Origin of the sequence: Pseudomonas sp. BF-R-01, from assembly GCF_019946615.1 — a bacterium.
Classification (GTDB): Bacteria; Pseudomonadota; Gammaproteobacteria; order Pseudomonadales; family Pseudomonadaceae; genus Aquipseudomonas; species Aquipseudomonas migulae.
Map to the genome: position 1 here is coordinate 17,408 of NZ_JAGYFX010000059.1, position 21,455 is coordinate 38,862.

The window sequence follows — 21,455 nt, forward strand, 5'->3', positions numbered from 1 at the left end:
CGCTTCCCCTGTAGGAGCGAGCCTGCTCGCGATGGAGGTCAACGATAACGCGCTGCAGCAGCATGAGCGCGTTGTCCCGCCTCCATCGCGAGCAGGCTCGCTCCTACATATAACTTCGTATATAGCCGATCGGTATTTATAAAATTAATTAAATGCCGGTAGGTTATAATTCAATCAGGCAATTAATTAAGAACTGTGCCGTGGCACTTAAATTGCCTTAAAACATATGTGCCTTATTGTTACAGCGGTGCGTTCTATTAAGTAATTCATCACCCGCGGGGAGCTGAACGCTATTCGCTATGAGCGCCATTGAATCTGCTTTTATGAATCTGGCTTACCCTCCGCGGCTCGATCTGGGGCCGCAGCTGACGCACGAACAATTGCTCAGCTCGATGCAGTCGACCATGGCGCGCCACAAGGGTGGGCCGGTCTGGCTATTCGCTTACGGCTCGCTGATCTGGCGCCCTGAGTGCGCGGCGGTTGAACGGGTTCGAGGCCGGGTGCATGGCTACCATCGCGGTTTGTACCTGTGGTCCCACGAACATCGCGGCACGCCGGAAGTACCGGGGCTGGTGTTTGGCCTGGATCGCGGCGGCTCTTGCAGCGGCTTCGCTTATCGCTTGCCGGAAGAACAACTCGAAGCGTCGCTGTATGCCTTGTGGCAGCGCGAAATGCCATTCCCTTCTTATCGCCCACACTGGTTGAACTGCCGTCTCGAAGATGGCAATCAGGTTCAGGCATTGGGATTCGTGTTGGAGCGACACCTGCCCAGCTATGCCGGCAACCTGCCGGATCACGTGCTGAGCCACGTGTTCGAAAACGCTTGCGGGCGTTACGGCACTACTCGCGATTATGTCGAGCAGACCGCCAACGCCCTGCGTAGCCACGCCATGCCAGACCGGAATCTGGAGGCGCGGCTCAAGCGCTGCAAATCAAAGGTCGATCAGGCGATGGCTTCGCGGGTCTGACTGGCGACTTGCTTGTGCCACAAGGTGGGCGCAAGGAAGGCCATTGCCAGCAGGCACGCGCCGATCAGCAAGACGAAACCGCCGTCCCAGCCGAAATGGTCCACGGTGTAGCCCATGGCTGCACTGGCCGCGACTGAACCACCCAGATAGCCGAACAGACCTGTGAAGCCCGCTGCCGTACCGGCGGCTTTCTTCGGCGCCAGTTCCAGCGCTTGCAAACCGATCAGCATCACCGGGCCGTAGATCAGGAAACCAATCGAGATCAGCGCGATCATGTCGACCGTCGGGTTGCCGGCCGGGTTGAGCCAGTAAACCAGCGTCGCCACGGTCACCAACGCCATGAACACCATGCCGGTCAGGCCACGGTTGCCACGGAAGATCTTGTCCGACATCCAGCCGCACAGAAGCGTCCCTGGAATACCTGCCCACTCGTAAAGGAAATAGGCCCACGAGGTTTTATCCACGCTGAAACCTTTGGCTTCCTTGAGGTAGGTCGGTGCCCAGTCCAGCACGCCGTAACGCAGCAGGTAGACAAAGACGTTAGCCATGGCGATGTACCAGAGCATTTTGTTGCGCAGCACGTATTTGACGAAGATTTCCTTGGCGCTGAATTCTTCTTCGTGACTGGCGTCGTAGCCTTCCGGGTAGTCGTTCTTGTACTTCTCGATCGGCGGCAGGCCGACCGATTGTGGCGTGTCGCGCATGGTGGCGAAGGCAAACACCGCCACGGCCATGGCCACTGCCGCCGGCACGTAAAACGCCGCGTGCCAGTCATTGAACAGGCCCATGCCGAGCAGGAACAGCGGGCCGATCAAACCACCACCGACGTTGTGCGCCACGTTCCACAAGGACACCACGCCCCCGCGTTCCTTCTGCGACCACCAGTGGACCATGGTCCGGCCACTCGGCGGCCACCCCATGCCCTGCGCCCATCCATTGATAAACAGCAGGATGAACATGATGGTCACGCTGGACGTGGCCCAGGGCGCAAAACCGAAAATGAACATCACGCCAGCCGAAACCAGCAAGCCGAACGGCAGGAAGAAGCGTGGGTTGGAACGGTCGGAAACAATGCCCATCAGGAACTTGGACAAGCCGTAGGCAATAGCAATCGCCGACAACGCCAGGCCCAGCTCACCGCGGGTATAGCCCTCTTCGATCAGATAGGGCATGGCCAGGGAGAAGTTTTTGCGCAGCAGGTAGTAACCCGCGTAGCCGATGAATATGCCGGCGAAGATCTGCCAGCGATGCCGTCGGTAGGCGCTGTCTATTTTTTCTTCAGGCAATGGAGCCTGATGTGCGGCAGGACGAAAGAAAGCAAACATTCAAGAGCTCCAGATTTCTTGTTTTGACTGCGGATGCGAATGTTACAGTTTCGTTACCGAAAATAGCACTGGTTCACATCGACCAAACAGCGGAAATGTTGGAGATTGCATGTTCTTTTACGAACATGTCGCTCAGGTATAAGTGAAGGGCGCTGTGGGAATTGTTATCTCGCAACCTTTTATGACGCAGCGATGCCCGGCGTAGGGCGGGACTTTGGGAAATGAATACGCATCAAGCGACCCGGTACGTGCATTTTCTTCCGGAGGAAATTCGTGAGTTGCTTTGACGAAAAGTTTGGAGTGCTGTCTTTCTGCTGGTCATGTAATCGAAAAGGCCAGAACAACCTCATCAGTTGTTCTGGCCTTTTTGTATCCTGCTGCGACTCAGCGAACCTGCACCACCACTTTCCCGACCGCCTTGCGCTGGCCAAGATCATTGATCGCCTGCGCCGCGTTGCTCAGCGGGTACACCTGCGATACCAGCGGCTTCAACTTGCCCTCGGCGAACCAGCCAAACAATTGCTGGAAGTTCGCCGCGTTGTCTTGCGGTTGGCGCTGGGCGAAGGAGCCCCAGAACACGCCGACCACCGCTGCACCCTTGAGCAGTGCGAGGTTGACCGGTAATTCCGGAATGCGGCCGCTGGCAAAACCGACCACCAGCAAGCGGCCGTTCCAGGCGATGGCGCGGATGGCCTGGTCGAACAGGTCGCCGCCGACCGGGTCGTAGATTACGTCCGCACCCTGGCCATCGGTCAGGCGTTTGATTTCGTCCTTGAGGTTGGTTTCGGTGTAGTTGATCAGTTCATCGGCGCCGGCAGCCTTGGCCACGGCCAGTTTTTCGGCACTGCTGGCGGCAGCAATCACGCGGGCGCCCATGGCTTTGCCGATTTCCACGGCGGCCAGGCCGACACCGCCAGAAGCACCGAGCACCAGCAGGGTTTCACCCGGTTGCAGGTTGCCGCGTTGCTTGAGCGCGTGCATTGAAGTGCCGTAAGTCATGCTGAATGCGGCAGCGGTGTTGAAGTCCATGGAGGTCGGGATCGGCAGCACGTTGTAGCCTGGCACCGCGACCTGTTCGGCGAAACTGCCCCAACCGGTGAGGGCCATGACCCGATCGCCGACTTTCAGGTGGCTGACTTTTTCGCCCACTGCGCTGACCACGCCAGCCGCTTCGCCGCCCGGCGAAAACGGGAAGGGCGGCTTGAACTGGTATTTGCCCTCGATGATCAGCGTGTCCGGGAAATTCACCCCGGCGGCGTGCACGTCCAGCAGGATTTCATTCTTCTTCGCGACAGGACTGGCGACGTCTTCCAGCACCAGCGATTCGGCAGGACCGAAGGCTTTGCACAGCACGGCTTTCATCAGGGCTATTCCTTTGGGAGTGATGGCCGATAAGTGTAGGTGTGTGAGTCGACGGGTCAACGAGCATGCCCCGCCCTGATAGTCAGCCATAAGCTTGTGCTTGCGCGGCGGGTCGTTATGCTAGGCCGCAAACCGGATAAGGAGCGAATTGTGAAAGCGTGGATCATGTTGTTGCTGGCCCTGTCTCTGCCTGTGGCAGCAGTGGCTGAAGAAGCCGCCAAAGAAGGTGAAGCCCCGAAAGTCAGCTACCTCACCCTGAGCCCGCCATTCGTGGGCAACTATGGGTTGGATGGCACGGCGAAGTTGAAGGTCTTCAAGGCTGACGTAGCATTGCGGGTCACTGGTGATGAGGCGGCCAAACAGGTGAAGGCCAATGAACCGTTGATTCGCAATCAACTGGTGGCGTTGTTCACCCAGCAAACCACCGAGGCGATGAACAGCATCGAGGGGAAGGAAAAGCTGCGTCAGGAAGCGTTGAAGCAAACCCAGCAGATCATGAACGATGAAACCGGCAAACCGGTGGTTGAGGATTTGTTGTTCAACAACCTGATTATCCAGTAATGCTGGATCCTGTAGGAGCCAGCTTGCTGGCGATAGCGCCCTAAAAAACGCCATCGCCAGCAAGCCTGGCTCCTACAAAGTACACACCCTGAAGCCGCTATCGCCGGCAAGCCGGCTCCTACAAAAGCGTGGGCACCAGATACATTTCAGCGCAGTGCAATCACCGCCGCCCACTGCTCGGCCGTCACCGGCATCACCGACAACCGCGACCCCTTCTGCACCAGCGGCATTTCCGCCAACGCCGTCTGCTGCTTCAAATAATCCAGCTTCAACACCCTGGAAAACGTCTCCACATGCGCGACATCAATCGCGCTCCAGGCGTTTTTCTCGGCGCTGGCCTTCGGGTCGTAATAATGACTCTCCGGCTCCAGTGCCGTCGGGTCCGGATACGCCGCTTCGACAATCTTCCCGATCCCGGCAATCCCGGGCTCCGGGCAGCTGGAGTGATAGAAGAAGAACTCGTCGCCGACCGCCATCGCACGCAAAAAGTTACGCGCCTGATAGTTGCGAACCCCATCCCAGCGCGCTTTGCCGAGCTTCTCCAGACCTTTGATCGAGAGCTCGTCGGGCTCGGATTTCATCAGCCAATAGGCCATGGTTTTTGCTCCTTGCGAGTCAGGTGGACAAGTTGTCGGGCGATTTTATGACAAACCGACGGTCGGTTGACGCCAGCGTTTGCGTGTCGGTTCACGTTGTCGCAAAATGCCGGCCTTCTAAGCTTGACGCTGCTGCACGGCCTACACCTACAACGGAAACCGCTGCTGTCATCGTATTGATGTGCCTTTGGGGGGCAATCGATGAAACGCAAACCGGATTTACTATGGATTTTGGTTATTTTGTTCGGCCTTGGCGTCGTGACCACTGGCTATGCCCAAAGCTTGTGGAGCAACAAGACCGATGCGCCGATTGAAATCGCGCAGCAACAACAGCCGTCAGCCTTCAAGCGCTGAACCTGTCTTTTCGACGCCGCTGATTCGAGTGGCGTCTAGTCTGCGAAATACCACGCCTTGTCTGTAACCGTTCCTTGCAACGGCACATCCCAGCTCGCCTGAGCCAGTCTTCCGACCTTCTGACATTCATGGGCCAGCCCCAATAGCGTCGGCTTGCGCCAGTTTTTCCTCCGCGCCAGATACGCCAGGCTCCGGTCGTAGAAACCACCACCCATGCCGAGTCGGCCACCGACATCGTCGAATCCCACGAGCGGCAACAGCACCAGATCGAGCGCCCAGACTTTGCGTTGTCGGGCGAGGTTGTGCCTGGGTTCGAGAATACGGAAGCGATTGGGTTGGAGCTTTTCGCCGGGGCGAATCCGCTGGAACACCATTTTGGTTCGCGGCCAGGCACTGAGCACCGGCAGGTAAGTCGCCTTACCCCGACGTTGTGCGGCTCGCAGCAACAGGCGCGGATCGATTTCACCGTCGGTAGGTAAATAGAGCGAGATATGTTTGGCGCGGCGAAACAACGGCTGCTGGGCCAATTGCTTGTACAGCCCGCGAGCGGCCTGGCGCTGATGACTGGCTGTCAGTGCGCGGCGGGCCTTGCGCAGCATGCGTCGAAGTTGCGGGCGGGGCAGCAGCGCAGGTTCGGTCATGGATTCGGGCTTCGGCAGTGCGGGTACACAAAGCGTACCCGTAAAAAGCCGATGCCGGTGTTTAAACCGGCATCGGACTGGAATCAGGCTCCCCGGATGAACCGCTGCTGACTTAGCCCTTGAACCCGAAAGTTCAAGGTGGAAGATGCAGTAGGCTTTAAGGCTTTCCGTCTAGCGGACATGCACACCAGCCCAACGTGCAGCCTCCAGGGTAGTGCGAATCGGCTCAGGGACGTGGTCAACTGGCAAGCACCCCAGGGAGTGTTGCGAGTATAACCCAAGCGGTCGGACGAATCAGCCCTTGGTGACGTCTGGATCGGTGGCGAGCACCAGATCGACGCGATCCAGCAGGTCGCGCACCTGCTCGCGGGTCGAACCGCTGACCTGTACATCCGGCCGTTCTTCCTTGTGCAGAAGGTCGTGCGTGATGTTCAGCGCAGCCATCACGGCGATGCGATCTGCGCCGATGACTTTGCCGCTGCTGCGGATCTCGCGCATCTTGCCGTCCAGGTAACGGGCGGCGCTCACCAGGTTGCTGCGCTCTTCCTGGGGGCAAATGATCGAATATTCTTTGTCGAGGATCTGCACGGTGACGCTATTGCTTGAACTCATGAGTCTTGCTCCAGGGCCTTGAGGCGCGAAATCATCGATTCGACCTTACGCCGGGCGATTTCGTTCTTTTCAATGAGGTGAGCGCGTTCCTCGCGCCAGGTTTTTTCCTGAGCTAGTAGGAGTCCATTTTGACTCTTAAGTTGCTCGACTCGATCAATTAGCAGTTCGAGTCTGGCCATCAGCGCTTGCAGGTCGGTGTCTTCCATTGTGTCCACTGAAATGTCTGATGGGTGTTGAACCGTAGGAGCGAGCTTGCTCGCGATGGTCGCCAACGATAACGCTGGGTCCCTGACACCCAGCGGCGTTCTCGGGTTCATCGCGAGCAAGCTCGCTCCTACAGGGGTAGTCGATGTAGGATACAAGGCCTTCATTCTAGACATAGCGCCGTCTGGCGCCTAGCTGCCCATGCCCATTCAGAATTCTCCGTACCAAGCCTTCGCCACCCTGCTGACTTCCAGCGGTCACAACGTCTCGCCTGCCGAACTGCATGGCCTGCTGCTCGGTCGCAGTTGCGCCGGTGCCGGTTTCAATGCAGAAGAGTGGCTGATCGATGCCGCCGAGCTGCTCGAAGGCGAGCCGCAAGACAACGTTCGCAATGCCTTGATCGGCTTGCAAGAGATGGTCAAGGGCGAACTCACCGGCGACGACGTGACCGTCGTTCTGCTGCTGCCGACCGATGACGCGCCGCTGGCTGACCGTGCCGCCGCACTGGGCCAATGGTGCCAGGGCTTCCTCAGCGGTTTCGGCCTGAACTGCCGCGACAGCAGCATGCTCAGCACCGAGGCCACCGAAGTGTTGCAGGATCTGGCGGCGATTTCCCAGGTGCAAGACGCGCTGGAAGAGTCCGACGACGGCGAAAGCGACTACATGGAAGTCATGGAGTACCTGCGTGTCGCGCCGCTGCTGCTGTTCTCCGAAACCCGTAAGCCAGACGCGCCGGCTGCCGCCAAACCGTCGTTGCATTAATCGCGAGCCAGGAAAAGCCATCTGCCCATGATTCATATCCCGAAATCGGAATACAGCCGTCGCCGCAAGGCCTTGATGGCGCAGATGGAACCCAACAGCATCGCGATTCTGCCCGCCGCCGCGGTCGCCATCCGCAACCGCGACGTCGAGCATGTTTACCGCCAGGACAGCGACTTCCAGTACCTCAGCGGTTTCCCCGAGCCTCAAGCCGTTATCGTGTTGATGCCGGGCCGTGAGCATGGCGAATACCTGCTGTTTTGCCGTGAACGCAACGCCGAGCGAGAACTCTGGGACGGCCTGCGCGCCGGTCAGGAAGGCGCGATCCGCGACTTCGGTGCCGACGACGCTTTCCCCATCACTGACATCGACGACATCCTGCCGGGCCTGATCGAAGGGCGCGACCGGGTGTATTCGGCCATGGGCAGCAACCCGGAATTCGATCGCCACCTGATGGAATGGATCAACGTGATCCGTTCCAAGGCGCACCTCGGCGCTCAGCCGCCGAACGAATACGTTGCGCTGGATCATCTGCTGCACGACATGCGCCTGTATAAATCGGCGGCAGAAGTGAAGGTGATGCGCGAAGCCGCGCGGATTTCCGCTCAGGCGCATATTCGTGCGATGCAGGCCAGCCGGGCCGGGTTGCATGAGTACAGCCTTGAAGCCGAGCTTGATTACGAGTTCCGCAAGGGCGGGGCGAAGATGCCGGCGTATGGTTCGATCGTCGCGGCGGGGCGCAACAGCTGCATCCTGCATTACCAGCAGAATGACGCGGTGCTCAAGGACGGCGATCTGGTGCTGATCGACGCCGGTTGCGAGATCGACTGCTACGCCAGCGACATCACGCGCACCTGGCCGGTCAACGGCAAGTATTCAGCGGAACAGAAGGCGATCTACGAGTTGGTGCTGGCTTCACAGGAAGCGGCCTTTGCCGAAATCGCCCCGAACAAACACTGGAATCAGGCGCACGAAGCCACGGTCCGGGTGATTACCACCGGTCTTGTGAAGTTGGGCCTGTTGCAGGGCAACGTCGACGAACTGATCGCCAGCGAAGCCTATAAAGCGTTTTACATGCACCGCGCCGGCCACTGGCTGGGCATGGATGTGCATGACGTCGGCGAGTACAAGGTCGGCGGCGAATGGCGCGTGCTGGAAGTCGGCATGGCGCTGACCGTGGAACCGGGGATCTACATCGCCCCGGACAACCAGAACGTAGCGAAGAAATGGCGCGGCATTGGCGTGCGCATCGAGGACGACGTCGTGGTCACCAAAACCGGCTGTGAAATCCTGACCAATGGCGTACCGAAAACGGTCGCCGAGATTGAAGCCTTGATGGCGCAAGCGCGGACAAAAGCAGCATGAGTCGAGTCAATCTGGCAATTATCGGTGGCGGCCTGGTCGGTGCCAGCCTGGCGTTGGCCTTGCAGGCCGGAGCCAAGGCGCGCGGCTGGAAGATCGTGCTGATCGAACCGTTTGCCCCCGGCCACACCTATCAACCGAGCTACGACGCCCGTTCTTCGGCGTTGTCCTACGGTGCCAAACAGATTTATCAACGGTTGGGTGTGTGGCAGGAAATCTCCCGCCGTGCCGAGCCGATCAAGCAGATTCACGTTTCCGACCGTGGCCGTTTCTCCACCGCGCGCTTGTCGGCGATGGAAGAGGGCGTGCCGGCGCTGGGTTATGTGGTGGAAAACGCCTGGCTCGGCCAATGCCTCTGGCAAGGTCTGGACAAGGACGTGGTCACCTGGCGCTGCCCGGCGGAAGTCACGCGCATGGAACCGCTGACCGACGGCTATCGCCTGACCCTCAGCGACGAAACAATGCTGGAGTGCGACCTCGCAGTGCTCGCTGATGGCGGCCGTTCCGGTCTGCGCGAGCAACTGGGGATCGGCATCAAAAAGCGCCCGTACAACCAGAGCGCGCTGATCGCCAACATCACCCCGAGCGAAGCGCACAACGGCATGGCGTTCGAGCGTTTCACCGACGACGGTCCGATGGCGTTGCTGCCGTTGCCGGAAAATCGTTGCGCATTGGTCTGGACCCGTCAGGGCATGGACGCGCAACGGCTTGCGGCCCTGGATGAACGCAGTTTCCTCAGCGAATTGCAGGGCGTGTTCGGTTACCGCCTCGGCACGTTGAAACAGGTCGGCGCACGGCATCTTTATCCGTTGACGCTGATCGAAGCCGAAGAGCAGGTGCGTCCGCATCTGGCGATCCTCGGCAACGCCGCCCACAGCCTGCACCCCATTGCCGGCCAGGGTTTCAACCTGTCGCTGCGTGATGCGCAAGCGTTGGCGGATGCGCTGCTGGCGAGCGAGACCTCGCTCGGCGATTTCGCGACCTTGCAGGCTTACCGCGAACGCCAGCGGATGGATCAGAACCTGACCGTGGGCTTCTCCGATCAGGTCACGCGGTTGTTCGGCAGCACTCAACCGCTGGTTTCGCTGGGCCGTAACATCGGCCTGCTCGGCCTCGATCTGCTGCCGCCGGCCAAGCGCTGGTTCGCCCGACAGGCCATGGGCCTGGGTACGCGTCCCGATGCGTAAGTGGCTGACGAGCAGGTTCGGCAAAGCGCGGTTGATGCGTTGGATCATGACCTTCTACCCGCCGTATCTGGGCGCCGGGGTTCGCGTGCGGCACATCAGCGATGACTTTCGGGACATCACGGTGTCCATGGGCCTGGGCAGGTACAACCGCAATTACGTCGGCACGCAGTTCGGTGGCAGCCTGTATTCGATGGTCGATCCGTTCTACATGCTGATGCTGATGGAAAACCTCGGACGCAATTACATCGTCTGGGACAAAACGGCAGACATCGATTTCATCTCGCCGGGCAAAGGCCCGGTGTTCGCCAACTTCAGGGTCGACGAGACCTTGCTCGACGAAGTCCGCCGGCAAACGGCGAACGGCGAAAAATACCTGCCGCAATTGCAGGTCGATATCCACGACGGCGCCGGCACCTTGGTGGCGCGGGTCCAGAAAACCCTTTACGTGCGGCTCAAGCCGCAAGCGAGACAGGCTTAAAGCATGGACATGCGCGCAGATCTGCTGATTGTCGGGGCCGGAATGGTCGGCAGCGCCCTGGCGCTGGCGTTACAGGACAGCGGGCTGGAAGTCCTGCTGCTGGACGGCAGCCCGATGAGCGTCAAACCCTTCGACGGGCAAGCGCCGTTCGAACCGCGCGTGAGCGCGTTATCGGCGGCCAGCCAGCGGATTCTTGAACGCCTCGGCGTGTGGGATGGCATTGCCAGCCGGCGTAGCAGCCCGTACACCGACATGCACGTCTGGGACGGCAGCGGCACCGGGCAGATCCACTTTTCCGCCGCCAGCGTGCATGCCGACGTGCTCGGGCATATCGTCGAGAATCGGGTGGTTCAGGACGCCTTGCTCGACCGTTTGCACGACTGCGACCTCGGGATGCTGGCCAATGCGCGCCTGGAGCAGATGCGCCGCTCCGGCGATGACTGGCTGCTGACGCTCGCCGATGGCCGCACCTTGCGTGCGCCGCTGGTGATTGCGGCGGATGGCGCCAACTCGGCGGTTCGGCGCCTGGCCGGGGTGGCCACGCGCGAGTGGGATTATCTGCACCATGCGATCGTCACCAGTGTGCGCAGCACCAGGCCTCATCAAATGACGGCCTGGCAGCGCTTCACCGACAACGGTCCCTTGGCGTTTCTGCCGCTGGAGCGCGACGGTCAGCAGGATTGGTGTTCGATTGTCTGGTCGACCACGCCGAGCGAAGCCGAACGGCTGATGGCGCTGGACGACACAGCGTTTTGCCTTGAACTGGAACGTGCCTTTGAAGGCCGGCTCGGCACGGTGCTGAGCGCCGACCCACGTCTGTGCGTGCCGCTGCGCCAACGTCATGCCAAGCGGTATGTGGCCGAAGGCCTGGCGCTGATCGGCGACGCGGCGCACACCATTCACCCGTTGGCCGGGCAGGGGGTGAACCTCGGTTTCCTGGATGCCGCGGTCCTGGCTGAAGTGCTGCTGCAAGCGGCCGAACGGGGCGAGCGGTTGGCGGATGCGAAAGTGCTGAGCCGTTACGAGCGTCGGCGCATGCCGCATAACCTGGCGTTGATGGCAGCGATGGAAGGCTTCGAGCGCTTGTTCCAGGCGGATCCGCTGCCGGTGCGCTGGTTGCGTAATACCGGTTTGAAGATCGTCGAGCAGATGCCGGAGGCCAAGGCGTTGTTTGTGCGTGAGGCGTTGGGGTTGACCGGGGATTTGCCGGCTCTGGCCAAGGCCTGACTTTCGCTGGAGCTGATGGCCCCTTCGCGGGCAAGCCTCGCTCCTACAGGTTTCGAGTTGATCGCGACATTGGCGTACAACACAAAACCTGTAGGAGCGAGCGGGCGGCGTTCCGACTTGCCCGCGAAGGCGTCGACACATCCGCTACACATCCCTAGCCATGCAACATCTGGTAACTCCTCCGCAAACTGTTCGATTGAGAAGGTAAATGTGAGTCCTTATCATTTGGCCTCACTTTTCGAATTGAGAGATCGCTCCCATGTTGGCACCGAAGCGTCTACTGACAGCACTCGCCCTGACCCTGATCGGCAGCACCGTCGCCCAGGCCGCTGACGAGGTGGTGGTTTACTCCTCGCGTATCGACGAGCTGATCAAACCGGTGTTCGACGCCTACACCGCGAAAACCGGCGTACAGGTGAAGTTCATCACCGACAAGGAAGCCCCGCTGATGCAGCGCATCAAGGCCGAGGGCGAAAACGCCACCGCCGACCTGCTGCTGACCGTCGATGCCGGCAACCTGTGGCAAGCCGAGCAGATGGGCATCCTGCAACCTTTCACTTCGAAAACCATCGACGCCAACATCCCGCTGCAATACCGTGCGGCTTCTCATGCCTGGACCGGCCTGAGCCTGCGGGCGCGGACCATCGCGTACTCCACCGACCGGGTGAAACCGGGGGAGTTGACCACTTACGAAGGTCTGGCCGACAAAAACTGGGAAGGCCGCCTGTGCCTGCGTACGGCGAAGAAGGTCTACAACCAGTCACTGACCGCCACCATGATCGAAGTGAATGGCGCCGAGAAAACCGAGAAGATCCTCAAAGGCTGGGTCAACAACCTGTCCACCGACGTGTTCTCCGATGATGTCGCGGTATTGGAAGCAATCAACGCCGGCCAGTGCGACGTCGGCATCGTCAACACTTACTACTACGGCCGTCTGCACAAGCAGAAGCCTGACCTGGCGGTGAAGCTGTTCTGGCCGAATCAGGCTGATCGAGGCGTACACGTCAATCTTTCGGGCATTGGCCTGACCAAGCACGCGCCGCACCCGGAAGCGGCCAAGGCGCTGGTGGAGTGGATGACCACGCCTGAGGCGCAGAAGATCTTCGCTGATGTGAACCAGGAATTCCCGGCCAACCCTACGGTGGCGCCGTCCGCGGAAGTCGCCGCCTGGGGCAAGTTCGTCGCCGATACCTTGCCGGTGGAAGTCGCTGGCAAACGTCAGGCTGAAGCGATTCGCATGATGGATCGGGCTGGCTGGAACTGAGTCTGTCGATATACTGCGCCCCGCCTGTGTGCAGACACCGCTGACCCTGTAGGAGCGAGCCTGCTCGCGATGAATGTTAACGATAACGCGGGGTGCCTGACGGTCCGCGGGGCCTTGACGTTCATCGCGAGCAAGCTCGCTCCTACAATGGCCTCTGTGTATCGTCCATCCGCTTGAGAGCTTTTCCTTGGCCCACCCCGCCCAACGCCGCTGGTATCCCCTGGTCTTCGCCATCGCTGCGCTGGTCTTGCTGCCCCTCAGCGTTCTGTTGCTCTCCTGGCAAACCGTCGATCATCAAATCTGGTCCCACCTCTGGGACACGCAGATGCCGCGGCTGCTGGGCAACACGCTGACCCTGGTGCTTGGCGTCGGTGCCGGCGTAACGCTGCTGGGTGTCAGCCTCGCCTGGCTCACCAGCCTCTGCGAATTCCCCGGTCGGCGCTGGCTGGATTGGGCGTTGATGCTGCCGTTCGCGATTCCGGCCTACGTGTTGGCGTTCGTCTTCGTCGGATTGCTGGATTTTGCCGGTCCCGTTCAAACGTTGATGCGCGAATGGTTCGGCACGGGCCTGCGACTGCCGCGAGTCCGCTCGACCGGCGGCGTCATCCTCGTTCTGGTACTGGTCTTCTATCCCTACGTTTACCTGCTGGCGCGCACGGCATTTCTCGCTCAAGGCAAAGGCCTGATGGAAGCGGCGCGAGTCCTGGGGCAATCGCCGTGGCAGGCGTTCTGGCGCGTCGCGCTGCCGATGGCACGCCCGGCCATCGGTGCGGGCGTGGCGTTGGCGCTGATGGAAACCCTGGCGGATTTCGGTGCGGTGTCGGTGTTCAACTTCGACACGTTCACGACGGCGATCTACAAAACCTGGTACGGCTTCTTCAGTCTTTCGACTGCCGCACAACTGGCCAGCCTGTTGCTGTTGGTGGTGATGGTCGTGCTGTACGGCGAGCGCCGCGCACGCGGGGCCAACCGCGCAAGCAATGAACGACCGCGGGTCAAAGCGTTGTATCACCTGCGCGGCTTCAAAGCGCTGGCAGCGATGAGCTGGTGCGGTCTGGTGTTTGCCTGCGCCTTCGTGATCCCGGTGCTGCAATTGGTGGTGTGGTTCTGGCAGCGCGGGCGTTTCGACCTGGATGAGCGTTACACCGGCCTGATCGTCCACACCTTGTATCTGGGCGGCATGGCGGCGCTGATTACTGTCAGCGTTGCGCTGGTGCTGGCATTTGCTCGGCGCCTGGCGCCGACCCGGGCGATCCGCTCCGGTGTCAGCCTGGCCAATCTCGGCTATGCGCTACCGGGTTCGGTGTTGGCGGTGTCGATCATGTTGGCGTTCAGTTATCTGGATCGCGAGCTGGTGATTCCGCTGTCGGGATGGTTGGGTGGTGCCGGCAAGCCGTTGCTGTTGGGCAGCCTGTCGGCCTTGCTGCTGGCCTATCTGGTGCGATTCATCGCGGTGGCTTACGGGCCACTGGAAAACAGCCTGGCGCGTATACGGCCATCTTTGCCCGAAGCGGCACGTAGCCTTGGGGTCGGTGGTCCGCGACTGTTTTTCAAAGTGTATCTGCCGTTATTGCTGCCCGGCACATTGAGCGCTGCGTTGCTGGTGTTCGTCGATGTGCTCAAGGAAATGCCCGCGACCCTGCTGATGCGCCCGTTTGGCTGGGATACGCTGGCGGTGCGCATCTTCGAAATGACCAGCGAGGGAGAGTGGGCGAGGGCGTCATTGCCGGCGCTGACCCTGGTTTTGGTCGGGCTGTTACCGGTCATCGGATTGATTCGACGTTCAGCGCATCGAAACACCTAGGTGTCAGTCCTACACCTTGAGGCTACAATGCGCGGCATTCGGTGCGGTCCGTCCTACAGACCCGGTAGCTGAAATCGGCTGAAAGCCTTCTATTTCAAGGCGTTCACTCCGTGCAGCACCGGCCCGCACCTTCGCCACGCCCGGAAGGAGAAACCCATGGGACAGCGTACGCCTCTGTATGACCTTCATCTCGCCCTCGGCGCGAAGATGGTCGATTTTGGCGGTTGGGATATGCCTCTGCATTACGGCTCGCAGGTCGAGGAACACCATCAGGTGCGCCGCGATTGCGGGGTTTTCGATGTATCCCACATGACCGTGATCGATGTCAGCGGCGGGCAGGCCAAGGCCTGGCTCCAGCATTTGCTGGCCAACGACGTCGAACGCCTGCACAGCCCCGGCCGTGCCTTGTACAGCACCATGCTCAATGAACGTGGCGGCATCGTCGACGACATGATCGTCTATCGCCTCGACGACGGGTATCGCCTGGTGGTCAACGCCTCCACCCGCGATCAAGACCTGGCGTGGATGCAGGCGCACCTCGACGGCTTCGATGTGCAGCTCAACGAGCGCTCCGAGCTGGCGATGCTGGCCATTCAAGGCCCGCATGCCCGACACAAAATCTCCGAACTGGTCACCCAGTCTCGCGGCAACCTGATCCAGTTGCTCAAGCCGTTCGAAGGCCAGCCTGACGGTGACTGGTTCATCGCACGCACCGGCTACACCGGCGAAGACGGTCTGGAAATCATTTTGCCGGCCAGTCAGGCGCCAGGTTTCTTCAACGATCTGGTGGGTGCAGGCATCTCGCCGATTGGCCTTGGCGCACGGGATACGCTGCGTGTCGAAGCCGGCATGAACCTGTACGGTCAGGACATTCATCAAGATGTTTCGCCGCTGGCCTCGAACATGGCCTGGAGCATTGCCTGGGAGCCGGCCTCTCGCCAGTTCATCGGCCGGGGCGCTCTGGAAGCTGAACGGGCAGGCGGCGTGCAGCACAAACTGGTGGGGCTGGTCCTTGAGGAGCGTGGGGTTTTGCGCGCTCATCAGGTGGTCCGCATCGCCAATGTTGGCGAAGGAGAGATCACCAGTGGTAGTTTCTCTCCTACGCTTAGCAAGTCGATTGCACTGGCGCGCGTGCCAATGGCGACTGCCGACCGCGCAGAAGTGGAAATCCGTGGCAAGTGGTACCCGGTCCGAGTGGTCAAACCGACCTTCGTACGCCATGGCAAAACCTTGATTTAACCTTTTCTGGCGGGCAACGACCGCTGACAATTTTCTTGAGGACACAGAATATGAGCGATATCCCTGCCGACCTGCGTTTTGCCGAAAGTCACGAATGGGCCCGTCTGGAAGCCGATGGCACCGTCACTGTGGGCATCAGCGATCACGCTCAGGAAGCCTTGGGCGATGTGGTGTTCGTTGAGCTGACTGAAGTAGGAAACGTCTTTGCAGCTGGTGATCAATCCGGCGTGGTTGAGTCGGTTAAAGCTGCGTCCGACATCTACTCCCCGGTTGCCGGTGAAGTGATTGCGATCAACGAAGAGCTGAGCGCCAATCCGGAACTGCTCAACTCCGACCCGTACGGTGCCTGGATCTTCAAGCTCAAGCCAAGCAACACCGCCGATCTGGACAAGCTGCTTGATGCAGCTGGCTACAAGGCCGCCATCGGCGAGTAAACATCGCCAAAAGCGGATCCGCTACAAGAGCGCCGCGTTTTCCTTGCCTGGAGAACGCGGCGTTTTTGTTTAATGCCGTGCGGTGAAGTCTTGCTGACCATTTATGTCGCCATTGCTACCGCTTTGTCTACCCTGGCGTGAAGCGCCGTTATTTGGTCTGCTGTCAGAAGTACTGCCGGTTCGCCGGGAACCCAAACACCACTGTCGTTGTAAGTGATCGTTTTGGTTTCTCCGTCATTGACCGTGACGACGTAAGGGTTGGATACATTGCCTGGGATTAAAGAACCCGCCGCCTGGGCCGGGCCAAACCATAGTTGAAACTGGTTTTTTGGCGTCATGGTGGTTGCACCGAGACTCATGCCACCTGAACAGTTCACCCAAATACAATAACCTTTGGAATCCAGCAAAATTTCCCGAGGATTGGCTGGCAATTGGTTGTTGATTAAAACATCTCCAGGGACACCGCCATTTGTAGGGGGACTGAATACACCATATTCATTTAGTGTCGTTTTTTGCCCCGTACTGATGGGGCGATTTTTTCCTCCTGAAGTAAATGTAATATCGCCTTCTTGTATTGGAGTATTTGTAAAGTTGACCATAAAAGAGGGGCTGGATATGTCGAATGTGTTTTTGTATTGATAGCTAGGATTTTTTGTTGTGGCGTTGGGAAGCCTTGCTGACCATATGACGGTAAAGGTGTTATTTACCATTTTTGCAAGGTAAAGGCTGTAATTGTTGGTTTTTTGGGCGATCAGTTGTGCCTCTTCGATATATAGAATAATTTGTTGTTCGCTCATGGCTGTTTTCCATTCATCCAGCGGAGTATTTCATGGCGGGCTTCCAGGCTCACCTGATTCGCTGTGGCGTTTGTACTGTCAATAAAAAACCCTGTAGATCCAGGATTTACAGGGTTTTTTGAACATGTTTGCGCATTCAAGACTGTCTACGGTAAGACGAAATGCTTCCGGTCCATTGTGCAAACGGTGCTCGATTCGCCCTCCATACTATGCCGCTATTCTGCTCTCTACCTTGGCTACCTTGGCATGCAACTCCGCGACTTCCTTGTCGCTGAGGCGTTTGGCCGGCTCGCCAGTCACCCAGTCGCCTTCGTTGTTATAGGTGAGGATGAAGCTGTCTCCAGCCCTCAAGGTTGCCACATAGGGATTGGATAGATTTTGGGCAATCAGCGAGCCTGTTTGTTGAAGGTTTCCGAACCACAGTTGGTATTGGTCTAACGGTGTCAGCGTAGCGGTGCCGATGTTCATGCCGCTCGCGCGATTGACCCAGATATTGTTGCCCTTGGAATCCAGCAGTATCTCGTGGGGATTGCCTTTCAGTAGGTTGTTGATAAGAACCTCTGATTTCACGCCGCCGTTTTTGGCCGGTGAAAAAACACCGTATTCATCCAGCGTTGTCGTTTGGCCGGTAGTGATGGGCAGGTTTTTTCCACCGGAGGTAAAGGTGACATCACCTTGTTTGACCGAATCGTTCGTAAAGTTGACATTGAAGGACGGTGTCGTGATATCGAACGTGTTTTTGTACTGATAGCTAGGATTGCGGGTGGTGGCCACCGCGCCTTTTGATTGCCAGATAACAGTAAAATCTTCATTTACCTTTTTGGCTAGATAAAGGCTGTAGCCGTTTTCTTTTTGGGCAATCAGTTGATCTTCTTCGATGAACAAAATTATTTGCTGGCTCATTTTTGAACTCCATTTCGAATAAAGCGTAGCTTGGGTTGTTTGTAACTGGGTAGTGGCTTTTTGGTTCCGTTGCCCAGTCCTCAACAAACATAGCATGCGGATTATTGCGCTATAGATCTATTGGCTATGCTTTGATTCTATCTATCGCGATTGGTTTTTTTAAGAGTTTGGTTGTTTTTATAAGTGTTGGCTTTTCACATATTTGCGGGCGCTGTTGCACGGGTGATTATGTTCGGACTTATTTTTGGCGAGTAAGAATAACTATTTATAACTATCGGCGATGCATATATCGCTGAAATGAAAGAGCCTCAAAGTCTTGGCGTGTTTTGTATGCTTCAGGGACGGGCCGCGTCCAAAGACGCCATGCCGCGCGCAGGGGAGCTATGCTGGTTTGACCGTGTCGCATCGACGTTGAGCGCCAGTCAAGAGAGAGCCCGTCATGTCCCAGTTGCCGTCCTTGAGTCAGTTACGCGACCCCAATGCCTTCCTCCGCCGTCACCTCGGGCCCGATGCCGCCGAGCAGCAGGCGATGCTCGACAGCCTCGGCGTTGGTAGCCGTGTCGAGCTGATCGAGCAGACGGTGCCGCCGGGAATCCGCCTTAACCGGGCGCTGGACCTGCCACCCGCCCTCGACGAACAGGCCGCGTTGGCCAAGCTGCGTGGCTACGCCGAGCAGAACCAGGTCTGGACCAGCCTGATCGGCATGGGTTATCACGGCACGCTGACGCCGACCGTCATTTTGCGCAATGTCCTGGAGAACCCCGGTTGGTACACCGCCTACACGCCGTATCAACCCGAGATCGCCCAAGGTCGGCTCGAAGCGCTGCTGAACTTCCAGCAATTGACCATCGACCTCACGGGCCTGGAACTGGCCAATGCCTCGCTGTTGGACGAGGCCACGGCGGCGGCGGAAGCCATGGCCCTGGCCAAGCGTGTCGCCAAGTCCAGGAGCAATCTGTTCTTCGTCGATGAAAACTGTCATCCGCAGACCATCTCCGTGGTGCAGACCCGGGCCGCAGGTTTCGGTTTCGAGCTGATCATCGACGCTGTGGATAACTTGAAACAGCACCAGGTATTCGGAGCGCTGCTGCAGTATCCCGATACCCACGGTGAGATTCGCGATCTGCGTCCGTGGATTGATCATCTGCACGCCCAGCAAGCCCTGGCCTGCGTCGCCACCGATCTGCTGAGCCTGCTGTTGCTGACGCCGCCGGGAGAGTTGGGTGCCGACGTGGTGTTCGGCTCGTCCCAGCGGTTTGGCGTGCCCATGGGTTACGGCGGCCCCCACGCGGCGTTTTTTGCCAGTCGCGATGAATACAAACGTGCGATTCCGGGGCGGATCATCGGCGTCTCGAAAGACGCGCGTGGCAACATTGCGTTGCGCATGGCCCTGCAAACCCGCGAGCAACACATCCGCCGGGAGAAGGCCAACTCGAACATCTGCACCGCCCAAGTGCTGCTGGCCAATATCGCCAGTTTCTACGCGGTCTACCACGGTCCGGAGGGGCTGAAGCAGATTGCCCAGCGTGTTCACCGGCTGACCTGCATCCTCGCCGCGGGTCTGGAGCGTCGTGGTATCACCCGCCTGAACAAACACTTCTTCGACACGTTGACGCTGGAGGTCGGTGGCACTCAAACCGCGATCATCGAAAGCGCGCAGGCCGCGCAGATCAACCTGCGGATTCTGGGGCGCGGGCAATTGGGCCTCAGCCTCGACGAAACCTCTGACGAAAGCACCGTGGCGAAATTGTTCGATGTCTTCCTGGGTGCCGATCATGGGCTCAACGTCGACGAACTGGACGCTGAAACCCTGCCTTCCGGCATTCCTGGCGGGCTGCTGCGCACTTCGCCTTACTTGCGTCATCCGGTGTTCAGCGCCCATCACAGCGAAACCGAAATGCTGCGTTACCTCAAGCAATTGGAGAACAAGGACCTGGCGCTCAATCAATCGATGATTCCGCTCGGCTCTTGCACCATGAAGCTCAACGCCACCAGCGAAATGATCCCCATCACCTGGCCGCAATTCGCCAACTTGCACCCCTTTGTGCCGAAAGAGCAGGCGGCCGGTTATACGCTGATGATCGAAGAGCTGGAGCGCTGGCTCTGCGCGATCACTGGTTTCGATGCGATCTGCATGCAGCCCAACTCGGGTGCCCAGGGCGAGTACGCGGGGTTGCTGGCGATTCGCAAATACCACGAGAGTCGGCATCAAGGCGGGCGGGATATCTGCCTGATCCCGTCCTCGGCCCACGGCACCAACCCTGCCTCTGCGCAAATGGCCGGGATGCGCGTGGTGATCGTCGAATGTGACGAGGCGGGCAACGTCGATCTGGAAGATCTGAAAGGCAAGGCTGCCGAAGCGGGCGACAAACTCGCCTGCCTGATGGCGACGTATCCTTCGACCCACGGCGTGTACGAAGAAGGCATCAGCGAGATCTGTGAAGTTGTCCACAGTCACGGCGGTCAGGTGTACATGGATGGCGCCAACCTCAATGCACAAGTCGGGTTGGCGCGGCCGGCGGACATTGGTGCCGACGTTTCCCATATGAATTTGCACAAGACCTTCTGCATTCCCCACGGCGGAGGCGGGCCCGGCATGGGGCCGATTGGCGTGCGGGCGCACTTGGCGCCGTTCGTGGCCAACCACCCGGTAGTGGCGATTGACGGCCCGCTGCCGGAGAACGGCGCAGTCAGCGCAGCGCCCTGGGGCAGCGCGAGCATTCTGCCGATCAGCTGGATGTACATCGCGATGATGGGGCCGCAACTGGCGGACGCCAGCGAAGTGGCGATCCTCGCCGCGAATTACCTGGCGCAGCATTTGTCGGGGGCGTTCCCGGTGCTCTACACCGGGCGTAACGAGCGTGTGGCCCACGAATGCATCCTTGATCTGCGGCCGCTCAAAGTGCTGACCGGCATCAGCGAAGAGGACGTCGCCAAGCGCCTGATGGACTACGGCTTCCACGCGCCGACCATGTCCTTTCCGGTACCGGGCACCTTGATGGTCGAGCCGACCGAAAGTGAATCGAAGGCGGAACTGGACCGCTTTATCGGGGCGATGCTGAGTATCCGCGCGGAAATCACCGAGGTGCAAAACGGCAATTGGCCGGCGGAAGACAATCCGCTGAAACGGGCGCCGCACACCTTGGCCGACATCACTGGGGTTTGGGAGCGGCCCTACACCATCGAACAGGGCGTCACGCCAGACGCGCACACCAAGGCGCATAAGTATTGGCCGGTGGTGAATCGCGTCGATAACGTCTACGGCGACCGGAACCTGTTTTGCGCGTGTGTCCCGGTGGACGATTACCGCTGAAACACACACGGCCCTGTAGGAGCGAGGCTTGCCCGCGAAAGCGTCTTAACATCCAACATTTATGT

Annotated in this window: 21 protein-coding genes and 1 other RNA gene; 13 read left to right on the forward strand and 9 right to left on the reverse strand. The window is 59.2% G+C overall.

Annotated features, from left to right (window positions below; genetic code table 11):
• Positions 1–299: 299 nt before the first annotated feature.
• Positions 300–968, forward strand: a complete 669-nt coding sequence (locus tag KGB27_RS20435; RefSeq protein WP_192227496.1) for a gamma-glutamylcyclotransferase — start codon at positions 300–302, stop codon at positions 966–968.
• Here the strand turns inward: KGB27_RS20435 and glpT are convergent.
• A complete protein-coding gene (glpT, locus tag KGB27_RS20440; protein WP_008024279.1) occupies positions 944–2,293 on the reverse strand; it encodes a glycerol-3-phosphate transporter in 1,350 nt (449 codons plus the stop codon). The genes KGB27_RS20435 and glpT overlap by 25 nt on opposite strands.
• Positions 2,294–2,677: 384 nt before the next feature.
• A complete protein-coding gene (locus tag KGB27_RS20445) occupies positions 2,678–3,655 on the reverse strand; it encodes an NADPH:quinone oxidoreductase family protein (RefSeq protein WP_223556069.1) in 978 nt (325 codons plus the stop codon).
• Between the two features lie 150 nt (positions 3,656–3,805).
• Between KGB27_RS20445 and KGB27_RS20450 the strand changes: the two genes are divergently transcribed.
• A complete protein-coding gene (locus tag KGB27_RS20450) occupies positions 3,806–4,216 on the forward strand; it encodes a flagellar basal body-associated protein FliL (RefSeq protein WP_032832554.1) in 411 nt (136 codons plus the stop codon).
• Positions 4,217–4,362: 146 nt separating this feature from the next.
• Here KGB27_RS20450 and KGB27_RS20455 read toward each other — a convergent pair whose 3' ends face one another.
• Positions 4,363–4,812, reverse strand: coding sequence for an EVE domain-containing protein (locus KGB27_RS20455; protein WP_008024269.1), 450 nt, complete (start codon positions 4,810–4,812; stop codon positions 4,363–4,365).
• 201 nt (positions 4,813–5,013) lie between these two features.
• Here KGB27_RS20455 and KGB27_RS20460 point away from each other — a divergent pair, with 201 nt between their 5' ends.
• Positions 5,014–5,166: a hypothetical protein gene (locus KGB27_RS20460; protein ID WP_008024268.1), complete on the forward strand. Its 153-nt coding sequence runs from the start codon at positions 5,014–5,016 to the stop codon at positions 5,164–5,166.
• A gap of 35 nt (positions 5,167–5,201) precedes the next feature.
• Here the strand turns inward: KGB27_RS20460 and KGB27_RS20465 are convergent, their stop codons facing one another.
• The 4 genes from KGB27_RS20465 to KGB27_RS20480 form a co-directional block, all read right to left on the reverse strand.
• Positions 5,202–5,807 carry a 5-formyltetrahydrofolate cyclo-ligase gene (locus tag KGB27_RS20465; RefSeq protein ID WP_223556072.1) on the reverse strand — a complete coding sequence of 202 codons (606 nt, stop codon included), beginning with the start codon at positions 5,805–5,807 and terminating at the stop codon, positions 5,202–5,204.
• Between the two features lie 85 nt (positions 5,808–5,892).
• Positions 5,893–6,071: non-coding RNA, 6S RNA (gene ssrS / locus KGB27_RS20470), on the reverse strand.
• Positions 6,072–6,101: 30 nt separating this feature from the next.
• Positions 6,102–6,419, reverse strand: a complete 318-nt coding sequence (locus KGB27_RS20475) for a cell division protein ZapA (RefSeq protein WP_008024266.1) — start codon at positions 6,417–6,419, stop codon at positions 6,102–6,104.
• On the reverse strand, positions 6,416–6,625 hold the full coding sequence (locus tag KGB27_RS20480) for a TIGR02449 family protein (RefSeq protein ID WP_003177365.1): 210 nt from the start codon (positions 6,623–6,625) through the stop codon (positions 6,416–6,418). The genes KGB27_RS20475 and KGB27_RS20480 overlap by 4 nt, the downstream gene beginning before the upstream one ends.
• Before the next feature lie 199 nt (positions 6,626–6,824).
• On the opposite strand from KGB27_RS20480, the gene KGB27_RS20485 reads away from it, so the two are divergent.
• From KGB27_RS20485 to gcvH, 9 genes are all read left to right on the forward strand, one after another.
• Positions 6,825–7,385: a YecA family protein gene (locus KGB27_RS20485; RefSeq protein ID WP_008024262.1), complete on the forward strand. Its 561-nt coding sequence runs from the start codon at positions 6,825–6,827 to the stop codon at positions 7,383–7,385.
• Between the two features lie 27 nt (positions 7,386–7,412).
• Positions 7,413–8,747, forward strand: coding sequence for a Xaa-Pro aminopeptidase (gene pepP / locus KGB27_RS20490; protein WP_008040694.1), 1,335 nt, complete (start codon positions 7,413–7,415; stop codon positions 8,745–8,747).
• Positions 8,744–9,931 (forward strand): 2-octaprenyl-6-methoxyphenyl hydroxylase, encoded by a 1,188-nt coding sequence (ubiH, locus tag KGB27_RS20495; RefSeq protein ID WP_223556075.1) that lies wholly within the window; start codon positions 8,744–8,746, stop codon positions 9,929–9,931. The genes pepP and ubiH overlap by 4 nt, the downstream gene beginning before the upstream one ends.
• Positions 9,924–10,409: a DUF4442 domain-containing protein gene (locus KGB27_RS20500; protein ID WP_008040698.1), complete on the forward strand. Its 486-nt coding sequence runs from the start codon at positions 9,924–9,926 to the stop codon at positions 10,407–10,409. Before ubiH ends, KGB27_RS20500 begins: the two co-directional genes overlap by 8 nt.
• A 9-nt stretch (positions 10,410–10,418) precedes the next feature.
• Entirely contained in the window at positions 10,419–11,636 is a 1,218-nt protein-coding gene (locus tag KGB27_RS20505) for a 2-octaprenyl-3-methyl-6-methoxy-1,4-benzoquinol hydroxylase (protein WP_223556092.1), read from the forward strand.
• A gap of 259 nt (positions 11,637–11,895) precedes the next feature.
• A complete protein-coding gene (locus KGB27_RS20510) occupies positions 11,896–12,900 on the forward strand; it encodes an extracellular solute-binding protein (protein ID WP_223556078.1) in 1,005 nt (334 codons plus the stop codon).
• Between the two features lie 187 nt (positions 12,901–13,087).
• Positions 13,088–14,704 (forward strand): ABC transporter permease, encoded by a 1,617-nt coding sequence (locus tag KGB27_RS20515; protein WP_223556081.1) that lies wholly within the window; start codon positions 13,088–13,090, stop codon positions 14,702–14,704.
• 156 nt (positions 14,705–14,860) lie between these two features.
• Positions 14,861–15,943, forward strand: a complete 1,083-nt coding sequence (gcvT, locus tag KGB27_RS20520) for a glycine cleavage system aminomethyltransferase GcvT (RefSeq protein WP_223556084.1) — start codon at positions 14,861–14,863, stop codon at positions 15,941–15,943.
• Positions 15,944–15,993: 50 nt separating this feature from the next.
• Positions 15,994–16,377, forward strand: a complete 384-nt coding sequence (gene gcvH / locus KGB27_RS20525) for a glycine cleavage system protein GcvH (RefSeq protein WP_008040704.1) — start codon at positions 15,994–15,996, stop codon at positions 16,375–16,377.
• Positions 16,378–16,478: 101 nt separating this feature from the next.
• Here gcvH and KGB27_RS20530 read toward each other — a convergent pair whose 3' ends face one another.
• Both KGB27_RS20530 and KGB27_RS20535 read right to left on the reverse strand, forming a co-directional pair.
• Positions 16,479–17,174 (reverse strand): hypothetical protein, encoded by a 696-nt coding sequence (locus tag KGB27_RS20530; RefSeq protein ID WP_223556086.1) that lies wholly within the window; start codon positions 17,172–17,174, stop codon positions 16,479–16,481.
• A gap of 207 nt (positions 17,175–17,381) precedes the next feature.
• Positions 17,382–18,077, reverse strand: a complete 696-nt coding sequence (locus tag KGB27_RS20535) for a hypothetical protein (protein WP_223556088.1) — start codon at positions 18,075–18,077, stop codon at positions 17,382–17,384.
• Positions 18,078–18,516: 439 nt separating this feature from the next.
• Between KGB27_RS20535 and gcvP the strand changes: the two genes are divergently transcribed.
• Positions 18,517–21,390 (forward strand): aminomethyl-transferring glycine dehydrogenase, encoded by a 2,874-nt coding sequence (gene gcvP / locus KGB27_RS20540; RefSeq protein WP_223556090.1) that lies wholly within the window; start codon positions 18,517–18,519, stop codon positions 21,388–21,390.
• Positions 21,391–21,455 lie beyond the last annotated feature (65 nt).

What these genes read in the sequence shown, in the direction of transcription:
- KGB27_RS20435 (WP_192227496.1), top strand. Translation starts at nt 300, where the DNA reads ATGAGCGCCATTGAATCTGCTTTTATGAATCTGGCTTACCCTCCGCGG.
- glpT (WP_008024279.1), bottom strand. Translation starts at nt 2,293, where the DNA reads ATGTTTGCTTTCTTTCGTCCTGCCGCACATCAGGCTCCATTGCCTGAA.
- KGB27_RS20445 (WP_223556069.1), bottom strand. Translation starts at nt 3,655, where the DNA reads ATGAAAGCCGTGCTGTGCAAAGCCTTCGGTCCTGCCGAATCGCTGGTG.
- KGB27_RS20455 (WP_008024269.1), bottom strand. Translation starts at nt 4,812, where the DNA reads ATGGCCTATTGGCTGATGAAATCCGAGCCCGACGAGCTCTCGATCAAA.
- KGB27_RS20460 (WP_008024268.1), top strand. Translation starts at nt 5,014, where the DNA reads ATGAAACGCAAACCGGATTTACTATGGATTTTGGTTATTTTGTTCGGC.
- KGB27_RS20465 (WP_223556072.1), bottom strand. Translation starts at nt 5,807, where the DNA reads ATGACCGAACCTGCGCTGCTGCCCCGCCCGCAACTTCGACGCATGCTG.
- KGB27_RS20475 (WP_008024266.1), bottom strand. Translation starts at nt 6,419, where the DNA reads ATGAGTTCAAGCAATAGCGTCACCGTGCAGATCCTCGACAAAGAATAT.
- KGB27_RS20480 (WP_003177365.1), bottom strand. Translation starts at nt 6,625, where the DNA reads ATGGAAGACACCGACCTGCAAGCGCTGATGGCCAGACTCGAACTGCTA.
- KGB27_RS20485 (WP_008024262.1), top strand. Translation starts at nt 6,825, where the DNA reads ATGCCCATTCAGAATTCTCCGTACCAAGCCTTCGCCACCCTGCTGACT.
- pepP (WP_008040694.1), top strand. Translation starts at nt 7,413, where the DNA reads ATGATTCATATCCCGAAATCGGAATACAGCCGTCGCCGCAAGGCCTTG.
- ubiH (WP_223556075.1), top strand. Translation starts at nt 8,744, where the DNA reads ATGAGTCGAGTCAATCTGGCAATTATCGGTGGCGGCCTGGTCGGTGCC.
- KGB27_RS20500 (WP_008040698.1), top strand. Translation starts at nt 9,924, where the DNA reads ATGCGTAAGTGGCTGACGAGCAGGTTCGGCAAAGCGCGGTTGATGCGT.
- KGB27_RS20505 (WP_223556092.1), top strand. Translation starts at nt 10,419, where the DNA reads ATGCGCGCAGATCTGCTGATTGTCGGGGCCGGAATGGTCGGCAGCGCC.
- KGB27_RS20510 (WP_223556078.1), top strand. Translation starts at nt 11,896, where the DNA reads ATGTTGGCACCGAAGCGTCTACTGACAGCACTCGCCCTGACCCTGATC.
- gcvT (WP_223556084.1), top strand. Translation starts at nt 14,861, where the DNA reads ATGGGACAGCGTACGCCTCTGTATGACCTTCATCTCGCCCTCGGCGCG.
- gcvH (WP_008040704.1), top strand. Translation starts at nt 15,994, where the DNA reads ATGAGCGATATCCCTGCCGACCTGCGTTTTGCCGAAAGTCACGAATGG.
- KGB27_RS20530 (WP_223556086.1), bottom strand. Translation starts at nt 17,174, where the DNA reads ATGAGCGAACAACAAATTATTCTATATATCGAAGAGGCACAACTGATC.
- KGB27_RS20535 (WP_223556088.1), bottom strand. Translation starts at nt 18,077, where the DNA reads ATGAGCCAGCAAATAATTTTGTTCATCGAAGAAGATCAACTGATTGCC.
- gcvP (WP_223556090.1), top strand. Translation starts at nt 18,517, where the DNA reads ATGTCCCAGTTGCCGTCCTTGAGTCAGTTACGCGACCCCAATGCCTTC.